This is a genomic window from Kistimonas asteriae (genome assembly GCF_018263925.1).
GTDB lineage: Bacteria > Pseudomonadota > Gammaproteobacteria > Pseudomonadales > Endozoicomonadaceae > Kistimonas > Kistimonas asteriae.
In genome coordinates, this window is sequence record NZ_JAEVHF010000015.1 from 105,031 (window position 1) to 117,135 (window position 12,105).

The 12,105-nt window shown below is 54.0% G+C and carries 9 protein-coding genes and 1 pseudogene; 3 read left to right on the forward strand and 7 right to left on the reverse strand.

Annotation, left to right across the window (positions count from 1 at the left end; genetic code table 11):
• Positions 1-9: 9 nt before the first annotated feature.
• The 3 genes and pseudogenes from icmH to KHS78_RS22685 form a co-directional block, all read left to right on the forward strand.
• Entirely contained in the window at positions 10-1,185 is a 1,176-nt protein-coding gene (icmH, locus tag KHS78_RS16615) for a type IVB secretion system protein IcmH/DotU (RefSeq protein WP_211829611.1), read from the forward strand.
• Positions 1,182-4,640, forward strand: coding sequence for a type VI secretion system membrane subunit TssM (tssM, locus tag KHS78_RS16620; protein ID WP_211829612.1), 3,459 nt, complete (start codon positions 1,182-1,184; stop codon positions 4,638-4,640). Before icmH ends, tssM begins: the two co-directional genes overlap by 4 nt.
• A pseudogene (locus tag KHS78_RS22685) lies at positions 4,637-5,266 on the forward strand (protein kinase domain-containing protein); the annotation flags it as partial. The gene tssM and the pseudogene KHS78_RS22685, both read left to right, overlap by 4 nt.
• Positions 5,267-5,351: 85 nt before the next feature.
• On the opposite strand, the gene KHS78_RS16625 reads toward KHS78_RS22685, so the two are convergent.
• From KHS78_RS16625 to KHS78_RS16655, 7 genes are all read right to left on the reverse strand, one after another.
• Positions 5,352-6,107, reverse strand: a complete 756-nt coding sequence (locus KHS78_RS16625) for a sulfite exporter TauE/SafE family protein (RefSeq protein ID WP_211829613.1) — start codon at positions 6,105-6,107, stop codon at positions 5,352-5,354.
• 76 nt (positions 6,108-6,183) lie between these two features.
• Positions 6,184-6,369, reverse strand: a complete 186-nt coding sequence (gene ccoS, locus KHS78_RS16630; protein ID WP_211829614.1) for a cbb3-type cytochrome oxidase assembly protein CcoS — start codon at positions 6,367-6,369, stop codon at positions 6,184-6,186.
• Between the two features lie 4 nt (positions 6,370-6,373).
• The gene (locus KHS78_RS16635) at positions 6,374-8,827 is read right to left on the reverse strand and encodes a heavy metal translocating P-type ATPase (protein WP_211829615.1); all 2,454 of its coding nucleotides are present in this window, start codon (positions 8,825-8,827) and stop codon (positions 6,374-6,376) included.
• Positions 8,828-8,835: 8 nt separating this feature from the next.
• Positions 8,836-9,345 (reverse strand): FixH family protein, encoded by a 510-nt coding sequence (locus KHS78_RS16640; protein ID WP_211829617.1) that lies wholly within the window; start codon positions 9,343-9,345, stop codon positions 8,836-8,838.
• 80 nt (positions 9,346-9,425) lie between these two features.
• Positions 9,426-10,850, reverse strand: coding sequence for a cytochrome c oxidase accessory protein CcoG (gene ccoG / locus KHS78_RS16645; RefSeq protein WP_211829618.1), 1,425 nt, complete (start codon positions 10,848-10,850; stop codon positions 9,426-9,428).
• 149 nt (positions 10,851-10,999) lie between these two features.
• Positions 11,000-11,896, reverse strand: a complete 897-nt coding sequence (gene ccoP / locus KHS78_RS16650; protein WP_211829619.1) for a cytochrome-c oxidase, cbb3-type subunit III — start codon at positions 11,894-11,896, stop codon at positions 11,000-11,002.
• On the reverse strand, positions 11,889-12,104 hold the full coding sequence (locus KHS78_RS16655) for a cbb3-type cytochrome oxidase subunit 3 (protein ID WP_211829620.1): 216 nt from the start codon (positions 12,102-12,104) through the stop codon (positions 11,889-11,891). The genes ccoP and KHS78_RS16655 overlap by 8 nt, the downstream gene beginning before the upstream one ends.
• Position 12,105 lies beyond the last annotated feature (1 nt).

The following is a 12,105-nucleotide window of genomic DNA, read 5'->3' on the forward strand; positions in this document are numbered from 1 at the left end:
AGATGATGAGTGACTTCGCTGTTTGTTGATGAAGAAACGGTAGACATCCGGGCCGTGGATAAAGAACCATCATCGGCTCCCGATCAGGAGCCCACCCCGGGCGTGTCTGATGGGGCTGATCTCTGGGAATTGTCGAGTCTGCCTGAGCGTTTTGATCTTCACCCCAACCCCCTGATCAATATTTCCCATGAAGTGATCGCGGTGCTCGTTGCCTTGCCGCGCCTTGGATACCCGCAGGATATCCGGCAGTTCCGCCTGTTATTGCTCGACCTGATCGCAGAGGTGCGTAATCGAGGCCTGTTTCTGGATTACCACGCCAGTGTGATCGACAAAACCTGTTTTGTCCTCTGTGCCGCCCTGGATGAAATGATCATGAATACAGACTGGGGGGAGGTTGCGAACTGGGGTAATAACACGTTGGTCAGCAGTGTGTTTAACCAGCGTAATGGTGGGGAAGTGTTCTTTGACTTGCTTGACCAGGCCTTACGGCAGCAAATGCGTCTGGTGGATTTTCTTGAAGTGCAGTACTGCCTGTTACAACTGGGGTTCAGGGGACGGTACCGGGATATGGCCAATAGCCCGGTCAGTGAACTCAGTGCCAGTATTCTGAAACTGCTGTTCCGTCATCATAAGGACACGATGCCCCCCGAAAGGTCTCGCGAGAAACCTGTAATGCACGGCAAGCCGTTCCGTTTTATCCCATTCTCGTGGCTATTGCTGGGCGCCACCATTCTGGTCGCGATTACAGTGATGATTTCCGAACTCTGGTATGGCAGTCAGTCAGCTGTTCTGTTGTCGCAATATGAACGTCTGGCCATGGAAGTCTTCTATACCGATACCGGGCAGGAGGAGGCGGCCAGTACCGTGTCGGATGATGAGACATCACGTTTGCTGCGCTCTGCCGGTGTCCTGACCGGTCAGCTGTTTGAACGTGTCTGGTCAGTCACACTGACTCCGTTCGAGCGTGAGAGTCGTGCCCGGGCGATCAGTAATGAACTGACCCATGCCGGCTACCTGGCAACAGTCACACAGGTTAGGGATAAATGGGTGGTTAAAATTCCTGCGACCAGCCGCCAGAAAGCGGAGTTGCTCAAAAACGAGCTGGGCATACGCTATAACCTGACGGGAACGGTAGAGTTGGACCTATTACCGGAATCCGGCGCTGAGCGGGTACCGGGCGAATGAAACGCGTATTACTGGCGGCATTGAGGCCGTTGTTGCTGGTAACCGGGATCAGCATGCTGTCGGTTACCAGTGTTGTCTGGCTTCTGAGCGGTTTTGTGGCGCCAGGATCGAGCATGTTGCTGCGTTTACTGCTGATTCCGTTGCTGCTGACCGGTATCGCCAGCGTTGCCTGGTGGTATCACCGTCGCAAGACCAGCCGGCGTACGGTTCAGGAAAAAAAGACAGCACTCACCGATCTGGAACGCGATAAAACGGCTTTGGCCAGCCTGTTTGGGGATGCCATCAAACAGTTAAAAAACCGTCAGCGACTCGCGACACGAAGTCTTTACGAGCAAGCATGGTACGTGGCATTGGGGGACGGTCGTAGTGGTAAAAGCACCCTATTGTCCAGCAATAATCTTGAGCCACTGTTTCTGTATTCCGAGGATGAGGAAACGTCCGCCAACTGGTTGTGCCGGTTCTGGGTTGGGAAGCGGGTCGTGGTGATTGAAACCGGGCCGGGATTGGTTGGAGCCGGTGTGAATGAGGCGCTGTGGCACTATTTTTCTGACCTGTTAATGAAATATCGGCCAAGACAGGCATTGAATGGTCTGATCATGGTAATCAGTTGCGCTGATCTGCTGCATGGGAGTCGCGATGCCCGACGTAATCTCGCCAGCCGCATACGTGAGGCCATTTTGACGCTGAATAACCGTATCGGCATTCAGTTGCCGGTTTATGCGACATTCAGCTGTGTGGATGCTATCTGTGATTTTTTGCCCGCGTTCAGCAGTCGGCGGGAGGGCGGGGCAGATACACCGTTTGGCGATCTGGTTGAGCAGTATGACAACCGGCATTTTGATGTGGAATGGTTCCGGCATTCACTGCAGACCTTACTGTTGGGACTGGTCGACAAACAGTTAAGGTCCATGCAGCAGGGACGACGACCGGACAGCTGGCAATCGCTTATTGGCTTGCCCTTCCAATTGCAACTCTTCGGACGGGTCATGGAAAACTTTTGCAAGGATCTCTGTACGGAGTCCTTGCTGCGGGAGTATGTCTGGTTGCGGGGGTATTTTCTGTTTACCTCCGAACAGCAAGGAGTTCAGTATGACTTATTAACGCAGGCGGTCTCTAATTTTGGTGGCTGTACCGGCACGACGGTTCACGAACAGGTGCCAGGCCGGATGACGCTGTTTGCCAGCCGACTATTGCAACAGGTCATATTGCCGGAATCGGGGATTGCCGGAAGGAACCGGCAACAGGAGAGCCGCTACCTGTTTGCTCATCTTTTAGTGATACTGGTATTGGTGTTGTCGCTGGGTGTGTTTATTTACCAGATGCGTGCGAACTGGATCAGGGATGAGTCCTACTTTCACAGTATGCAATCGCGCCTGGCGCTTTACCATTCAGAAATATTTCGTCTTGAGCGTCAGGAGAGAACCACCGACCTTGGCTATGTGCTCCCTGTTCTGACTGACCTGAGGCAGCTTTACCTGGAAGGGAACCGTAAGAAACCCTGGTATCTGCGCAGCAGCCTGTTTGAGGGGAACTTGTCGAAGGCTGTGACCCAGGCATACCATAATCATCTCCAGCAACTGCTGTTACCCAGGCTGATAGACCTGACGGCGACAGCCTTACAGCAAAGCCTTGATGACGATGATACTGGACAGGTGTTCGAACATCTTCGTTTTTACTTGATGCTGTTTAACAAGCGCCTTCTAAATACCAGTGGCCTGGAGCGTTTTCTACTTGGACGCATGGCTATTGTTGTCCCGCAACTCAATGGGCACCAGACAGAGCAACTGGTCAGCGATCTGCTGGATTCTGAGTATGCTGCCGTCTACAGGCCCAGAGAACAACTGGTTGAAATGGCGCGTCAGAGTCTCGCTGGTGTGCCTGTCGATCAGCTTATTTATGGCCGGCTCAAGGCGCTGCCGAATAACCGTGAAACACTGGATGTCCGTCATTTCATGGGAAAATACTTTCCACTGATGGCCCGTTTCCGACCCGGATTCAAGGCTTTTACCTTGCCAGTGATGTATACCGCCATGGGGTATGCCAACCTGGATCTCTCTGTGAAATCTCCGCTTTTGCGACAGTTATTGACGGAATACCGGTTGATTATGGGCGATTTACAGGGGCCATTTAACGTTGACCTGTTGGCGCTCAGCACCAATATCCAGAATCTGTATTTCTCAGATTATATTTATCGCTGGAAAACCCTGTATGACAATATTGAGGTTGCCCGCTTTGATACGCTGATCCAGCTGGGCGCTTCGCTGGAAGTCTTGCGGGCACCCTCTATCAGCCCTCTTCTGGATGCGCTGAATTTTCTCGTGGCGAATACCCAGCTTGTGCAAGCCAGGGAGCCGTTAGAGACATCGGTCGTCGAAAAAGCGGCAGGCAAGGCGGGGCGGCAAGGGGCAAAGTGGTTGGCAGCGGATCAACAATATCGCCTGCACCCTGCCTATGTGGTGGATGAGCAGTTTCAGCAATACGCGGATTTTGTGGAAACCCGTCATGAGCAGGGTTCAGCGTTCGAACGGCTGGAACAGTGCGTGTCAAATCTTGACGTTTATCTGCAGGATGCGCTGACAGCACCTGATCCGGGTGAAGTCTTTTTTACGTATGCACTTGCCCATGCCGCTGGAAACAATGACCCTATCCGTTGCATTGATACGGTGTCCACACTGGCACCGCCGGTGGTGGCCAGTATCGGCCAGGCCCTGTCTCAGCAGATCTGGAAGCTGGTCCTTATGGAGGCGTATCGGCATATCGACAAGCAATGGCGCCAGAATGTATTGCCGGTCTACAAGGCGACATTAGCGGGACGTTTTCCTTTTGCCGCCAGTGAAGGATGGGAGTCCTCCCTCTCGTCATTTGTCACGTTTTTCCGTCCGGAAGGCGTGTGGGATGGGTTCATGACAACCTATCTGGCCCCGTTCATCGACTGGCAGGGGGCGAAGCCGGTGGTGAAATCGATTGATGGTTTTCGGTTGCCACTCAAACCCAAAATACTGGATTTGATGATCAAGGCAAAACGCATTCGTTATGTTTACCTGGACGCCAATGGTCAGCAGGTATCCCTGGACTTGACCGTCCGGGCGCTGGATATGAGTCCGGATGTGACGGATTTCGTCCTGTCTGCTGCACGGCCGGTATTCAAATACCAGCATGGTCCCCGGGTCTGGAATTCTGTGCACTGGCCTACTGATGATACGCCGGATACCGGCGTGACAGCGCAATTTTACCGAAGTGGCGTATTGCTGGCAGAAAAACAATATAACGGTCCCTGGGCGTTACTGCGTTTTTTCTGGGATGCGCGGATGAAATCCGACACCATGGGCGTGATCTTCGAATATCAACTGGGTGAGCGATCCGTCAAATTGCATGGATCTGCGATTGATGAATACCCGGGTCCCCGGGCACAGGAACTGTTTCTGAATTTCAACCTGCCGGAAACGTTGCTATGAAATTCAGTCACGCATTTCTTACACGGCAGACGAAGTATCGACTGGCAGGGCGCTTCACGCTAGAACGCCCATTGGGTGGGCGGCGATGTGTCGTACAGGCCTATGATCATGAGAGTGGGAAGCGGGTTGCACTCAAGCAAGGATCACCAGATCGACTGGGAAGGGAATGGGCAAGATTAAGCACCCTTTCAGCGAAGGGCATTTTACAGCCGACGCTATTGTTTCATGCTATGGGGTTGATGGTGTTCCCCTGGTTAAAAGCAGGCAATTTGGCCCTACGGTTGCGGGGCGATGACATTTCACTATTAGAAGGATTAGGACTCTTAAGGCAAGTCGGGGAAGCCGTGTGTCATTGTCATCGACAAGGATTTATTCATGGTGATATAAAGCCAGCTAACATCATGCCAGCATGGGGCGGTGTGCTGATTGATTTTACGGACGCATCTGATATTGGAATACCCGTTTCCCAAGTTGTCCCGTGCCATCTATCCCCGGCCTTTGCTGCACCAGGGATATTGCGAAGCCAGGGGATGATGCGTGGGTCCTTTGACTGGTTTTCACTGGCGGTATCTCTGGAATTGCTAATACGCCGGCAGCACCCATTCTCAGGCAAAACCATCCTCGATATATCGGAACATGCCTGGTGGTCAGGGCATCATTGTTTTGACTGGAAAGCCTGCTGCCGGGGACATGAAATCACGCAGACGGAATTCATGGATGTACTGGATCACTGTTACCATGCGGTTGAGCAGCGCTGTGCTGAGATCCACCCAACTGAAGATGCGTCATTACCCAGTGCTGATGTGGTCCGGGAATGGTCCAGAGTCCGAACAGCATGACCAGCATGCCGGCACTGGCTCTGACCCCCCGGTGTTGCAGCACCCCTTTCATCTGGTCTGCGAGTAGACCGGTTGCCAGCAACACCGGGATGGTGCCAATGCCAAAGCAGAGCATCAGCAGCGCTGCGTTCCAGCTGCTGGCGCTGGATGCTGCCCAGATCAGCGTACTGTAAACGAGTCCGCAGGGTAACCAGCCCCAGAGCATGCCCACAGCAAAGGCTTGGGGAGGGGTGGTGATTGGCAGCATAGCTGCAGCCCGTGGTTGAATATGGCGCCAGAGCCGATGGCCGACCTGTTCCAGTTTGGTGAGGCCAAGCCACCATCCGGAAAGATACAGTCCCATGGCAATCAACATCAATCCTGCCAACCAGCGAATAGCCAGACTGGTTTCACGGCTGAATCCGCCCAGAAACCAGCCCAGTGTTCCCATCAGGAAGCCTGCAATGGCGTAACTGATAATCCGGCCGGAATTATACGCCAGAAGTAATGACAGACGACGTGGGAGGGTATTGCTGGCAGGCGTCGACAGTGTCAGGGCCGACATAATGCCCCCACACATCCCAATACAATGTGCACCGCCGAGTAGGCCGAGAATGATAGCGGTCGTATACTGCAGTGTTTCAGGCATAAAAGGGTGTGAACGAATAAGATTGACAGTCTGTATACCGCCAGACTGCAACGATTGTCGTGATAGAGATCACTATCTATTCCTTTTTATCCTGTTTATCGGTGGGTGTTGGCTTTTTTCGGGGTTTGTCATCAAACAGGATGCTGTGTGCCGGCCCTTCCATGTCATCAAACTGCCCGTTATCAACGGCCCAGAAAAACAGGGCGACAGCAATGATCACAAAGATCACCGCCAGGGGGATCAGCAGGTATAAACTGGCCATGGCATCAGGCTCCCTGGAAAGAGGTTGCAGACAGTTTACCCTTATCCAATACCGGTGTCTCAGGTGCCAGGCGGGTCAGTCGCATGGCGTTGCCAACCACAATCAATGAACTCAGTGACATGCCGATAGCTGCCATCCAGGGGGCAATCAGGCCGGTCGCCGCCAATGGCAGGGCAGTGATATTGTAACCCAGTGACCAGAACAGGTTCTGCCAGATGATACGGCGTGTTTGCCGGGCGAGATCGAATGCGGTGAGCAGACGCTGCAGGTCACCGGTTAACAGGACGGCATCAGCGGTGGTGCGAGCCAGGTCCGTGGCGTTGTTCAGAGCCAGTGAGAGATCAGCCTGAGCCAGCACGGGGACATCATTGATGCCATCCCCCACCATCAGGACCTTGGCGCCGTGTGCCTGCCGGGTACGGACATGCTTGAGTTTATCGTCAGGAACGGCGGCGGCCAGCCATTGGTCGATACCCAGTTCGCCCGCCACCCTTGAAACAACGCCAGGGGTGTCTCCGCTGAGAAGTTCAACGGTCAGGCCCCGGCGCTGCAGGGCGTCGATGACCGTGGCCGCTTCCGGGCGCAGTTCATCATCGAGCTCGAACCAAGCTATGGGTTGTTCGTTACAACTGAGTAATAACCATTGTCCTGACGTATCGGGGGGAGACAGGTTCACGTCTGGCGCGCTGAAGGTTGCTGTACCTATCCGGTAAAGGCTGTTGTCTATGTAGCCGCTGAGGCCTTTGCCTGTGGTGTTGGTCACATCAGTGGCTGTATAGGGTGATGCGCCTGAGAAAGCCTGGGCGATGGGGTGCTCGGAATGACTTTCAAGGGCGCTTGCCAGGTGAATCACATCATCCTGTTTTAGCGTACAACCTTCCGCAAGAATGACTTGCCGCAGAATCAGCTTGCCTTTGGTGAGTGTGCCCGTCTTGTCAAAGATAACATGGGTCACCTGGTTGAGGCCTTCGAGAACATGACCGCGGCTGATGAGAATGCCCAGCTTTTGCAGGGTGCCGGTCGCGGCAGTCAAGGCGGCAGGCGTGGCAAGTGACAGGGCGCAGGGGCAGGTGACCACCAGGACGGACAGCGTCACCCAGAATGCATGTCCCGGATCGATCTGGCTCCAGAGGGTGAACACGACGACAGACGTCACCAGCACGGCGGCAACAAAGAATCCGGCGACCCGGTCTGCAATACGGGCGATAGCAGGCTTGTCACTCTGTGCACGTTCCAGCAGCCGGACAATCGCTGAGAGCCGAGTGTCGTCACCAATGCGGGTAACCTCAATATCCAAGGCGTTCTCGGTATTCAGGCTGCCAGCGATCACCCGTTCCCCGGCACTGCGGGCAACCGGCATGTATTCACCGGTCAGGGCTGATTCGTTCAGACTGGAATGGCCGCTGATGATCATGCCATCGGTTGGGACGCTGTCGCCCGGTAATACGCGGACTCGATCGCCGGGCTGAAGATCGGTAACGGGAACCCGTTCAGTCTGGTTTCCGCTGAGTTTAAGGCAGCTGGCTGGCAGCAGGTTACGCAAAGCACGACCTGCCTTGGCGGTTCGATGTCTGGCCCGTAATTCCAGATAGCGTCCCAGCAGCAGAAAAAAGGTAAACATGCTGACGGAATCAAAATAGACTTCGCCATGGCCGTGCCAGGTCGCCCATAGGCTGGCAACATACGCCCCGCCAATGGCAATGGAGACAGGGACATCCATGCCCAGGTGTCGGGTTTTCAGATCACGCCAGGCCGCAGTGAAGAATGGACGGGCGGCATAAAAAACGACGGGTGTTGCCACAAAGGCACTGATCCAGCGGATAAAATCCCGATATTCAGCTTCCATATCCTGCATGGCGCCAGCATACAGGGCGACGGCATACATCATCACCTGCATGGTGCCAATCCCTGCAACGGCGAGCCGCCGGATGAAGACCCGGTGCTCCTGCTGCATCAGCGCTTCCTGACGCTCTGCCCGCCAGGGGTGTCCCTTGTAGCCGATATGGTGCAGTTCCAGCAGAATGTCACTGAGTTTGACGCTCTCAGGATCCCAGCTGACAGTTGCGCTATGCTGGCTCAGGTTAACGGTAACGTTAGAGATGCCTGTCAGGTGTGACAGGTGTTTTTCAATCAGCCAGACGCAGGCTGAGCAGGTAATCCCTTCAATCAGCAGGCGCGCTTCCCGGGTGCCATCCGGATGGGTCCGGACAAAATCTGCCTGCATATCTTCACGGTCATAAAGCGCCAATTCTGCTTGCAGGGCCTGGTTGGCAGATTCAGCCCGTTCCGCGGGTTCGGTGCGAAAACGATAATAATTATCCAGGCCACCGGCCACGATGGCTTCTGCGACAGCCTTGCAGCCCGGGCAACACATGGGCTGCTCCTCGGCTTCAATGATGGCGAAGTAACGCGGTGTATCGGTAATGGGTAAATGACAGTGAAAACAGCTTACAGTCATGAAAATCTCTATTGCTCACTACCGGAAACGGGTGTGCCAGCGGACAGTGTGACGGGCGCGCCAGGCTCAAGTACTAACTCATCGTTGAGGCGCCAGCCCGTCTGGTAGGCCTGCTCGGGAATTTGTTCATCCAGTGTTTCCAGTTGCACGTAATAGCGTCCACCGACACTGCTTGTCAGGTTGCCAATATAATCACCAGAGGGGGTGAGGCGCAGCATGATATCCCGGTCATTGCTTTTGAAAACAGGGGAGGAGAAGCGAAGACGCAAGGCCTCAGGGCGCTCGGGCAGCTTGCCTGTGACTTTGGCGCGGACTTCACCGGTCAGGTCATCCACACTGATAAGCGCGCTGACGTCCCATTCTACCGCACGGTTTTCCCGTGACAGGTCTTCATTGATAACCTTGCCGACCTTGTAATAGTCATCCACAACCACGGTGTCGCGGTTATTCAATGCAACGGTCAATGTGATGGCACCCCAAGTGAAGGTCACCAGCAGGATAGTGATAATAAACCACACCCATGGCTCCTTATGCCATGGGGTGAAGGTGTCAGTCTGGTTCGGGTGATGATGCATTACAGCATGGCCTCTATTGGGTATTACCGGGGAGCCGGAGCAAGGAAACGGCTTTCTGTCGAGACAGGGGGCATCGTAGCAGTCTCGGCAGTGACGGTGAATATGACGATTGTGTTTCTCTTACCCTTTAATATTTCAGGTGGAGCAACCAGCCGTACCGGGATGTTCAGCAATTCGCCAGAGGCGACTTTAACCGTTTTGTCACCTTCATAACGTAGTCCGTCAAGACCGCTGGTAGTGATTCGATAACGGTGTGTTTGCTGATCCTTGTTGACCAGTTTGAGGGTGTAGACGTTCTCTATCAGGCCATCGACGGTCTCAGTGTACAGACTTTGTCGATCCCTGAGGATTTCCAGCTCAATCATGGAGCGGTTGCTGACAGTAACCAGGAACATGACCGTCATAATGATCAGTGCCAGAAGGTAACCGATCAGGCGAGGGCGCATGATTTTGCCGGGTTTGCCTTCGACGATCTCGTTTTCGCTGCTATAGCGGATCAGCCCCTTATCGTATCCCATCTTGTCCATGATACTGTCACAGGCGTCGATACAGGCAGCACAGCCAATACATTCGTATTGCAGACCATCGCGGATATCAATGCCGGTCGGGCAGACATGAACACACATCTTGCAGTCAATACAGTCACCGAGCCCCAGGGTTTTTGGATCCGATGATTTTTTTCTTGGGCCACGAGGCTCGCCCCGGGCTGGGTCGTACCAGACGGTAGCCGTATTCTGGTCATACATGACGCTCTGGAAACGGGCATAAGGGCACATATAGATACAGACCTGTTCACGCAGCCAGCCCGCATTACCGTATGTCGCCAGGGTGAAGAAACCGATCCAGAACAATGCCCAGGGATGCACATCCAGGCTCAAAAGATTCGGTATAAGCTCACGGATAGGGGTGAAGTACCCAACAAAGGTAATACCTGTTACCAGCGCTATAGCTAGCCAGAGGATATGTTTGAGTGCTTTTCGGAGAAACTTGGCAGAGCTCATTTCCGCTTTATCGAGCTTCATGCGCTGGTTACGGTCTCCTTCAGTGACGTGTTCAGCCCACATGTACACCCAGGTGAAGACACTCTGCGGACAGGTATAACCGCACCAGACCCTGCCTGCCAGAACAGTGATGAAGAACAGGCCAAACGCACTAATGATCAGCAGACAGGACAGCAGAACGAAGTCTTGCGGGTAGAAGGTTGCGCCAAAGATGTGGAATTGCCGTGCGGGCAGGTCAAACAAGATGGCCTGTCGACCACTGATTGATATCCAGGCGACACCGAAATAGAGAATGAAGAGAAATGCCCCTCCACTGATGCGCAGATTTCGAAAGAAACCCTGAAACGATCGGGTATAGATTTTTTCCCGCTTCTTGTAGAGGTCGACCACTTCAATGATTTCGGGTTCCTGGTCTGAACCATTTTTGCGGGTATTGGACTCACTCATCCGGTCATGTCCCTGGCTGTTCACGGTGGCGCTTCGGCGTCGGATGTTATTGTTGGAATAGTGCGGGAAGCGTTTCGGTTTTTCTGAGTGCAGCTTGAGTCACTGCACTCAGAAAAACCGACTGCAAACTGCAGTCGGTAAGATTGTGATTACTGGCTGTCTTTCTTGTGAGACAGGCTATAAACGTAGGCAGATACGAGGTGTACCTTTTCTTCGCCAAGGATATCTTTCCAGGGAGGCATGACACCGTTACGGCCGTTACGGATGGTGTACATCACCTGGGTCTGGGAGGAGCCATACAGCCAGACACCGTTGGTCAGGTCAGGTGCGCCAAGGAGTTTGTTACCTTTGCCTTCCTGGCCGTGACAGGCAGAACAGGTGGTTTCAAAGACTTTCTTACCTTTGGTGAGATCGGCGTCGCTGAAGCCAGTATCGATGCCGCTCAGGCTACGAGCATAGGCAGACACATTGCGGACACCGGTTTCTCCAATGACGGCGCCCCAGGCAGGCATTTGCCCACGACGGCCTTCCAGAAGGGAGTGCTTGATGTCTGCCGGTGTGCCACCCCACAGCCAGTCGTCATCGGCCAGGTTAGGGAAACCGAATGCCCCGCGAGCATCACTGCCATGACAAAGCGCACAGTTATTCAGAAAGATTCGTTGCCCCATTTTCAGGGCCTTGGGGTTGTCCTGCAGCTCTTCAATGGATTTAGCCGCATATTGCTGAAACAGCGGTGCATACTGGCGGGTATGTTTGGCGGTTTCGGCTTCCAGCTGGTTAATCTGGGTCCAGCCCAGCGCGCCTTTCCAGACGCCTGGAAACAGGATGAGGTAAGCTGCGGTAAACACCAGTGTGGCGATAAACAGCCCAAGCCACCATTGAGGCATTGGGTTGTCATATTCCTCGATACCATCGTAGTTGTGGCCGGTGGTTTCCGAGGTGGTTTGCTTGCGCTGGGTCTTGGTAGTGGCGATTAACAGGCCAACCACCAAGGCCAGGCAGGCAAACGTCAGGATGAAAATCCACCCGCTCCAGAAACTAGACATTCTGTTTCTCCCCCATGTTCTTGTTCTTGTCGCCGTTCTCAAGCGCGCTCATGACGGCGGAACGGTGCGCAGTATCGTCGGCAAAGGGTAGGTTGGCCGCTTCATCGAAGCTACGCTTCCGTTTGCTGCTATAGGCCCAGAACACGATGCCGACAAAAGCGATCATGCAAAAGACAGTGGCCAGTCCACGCAGAATATTGATATCCATA

Coding starts and splice junctions, on each gene's coding strand:
- tssM (WP_211829612.1), top strand. CDS start 1,182: ATGAAACGCGTATTACTGGCGGCATTGAGGCCGTTGTTGCTGGTAACC.
- KHS78_RS16625 (WP_211829613.1), bottom strand. CDS start 6,107: ATGCCTGAAACACTGCAGTATACGACCGCTATCATTCTCGGCCTACTC.
- KHS78_RS16635 (WP_211829615.1), bottom strand. CDS start 8,827: ATGACTGTAAGCTGTTTTCACTGTCATTTACCCATTACCGATACACCG.
- KHS78_RS16655 (WP_211829620.1), bottom strand. CDS start 12,104: ATGGATATCAATATTCTGCGTGGACTGGCCACTGTCTTTTGCATGATC.
- ccoP (WP_211829619.1), bottom strand. CDS start 11,896: ATGTCTAGTTTCTGGAGCGGGTGGATTTTCATCCTGACGTTTGCCTGC.
- ccoG (WP_211829618.1), bottom strand. CDS start 10,850: ATGAGTGAGTCCAATACCCGCAAAAATGGTTCAGACCAGGAACCCGAA.
- ccoS (WP_211829614.1), bottom strand. CDS start 6,369: ATGGCCAGTTTATACCTGCTGATCCCCCTGGCGGTGATCTTTGTGATC.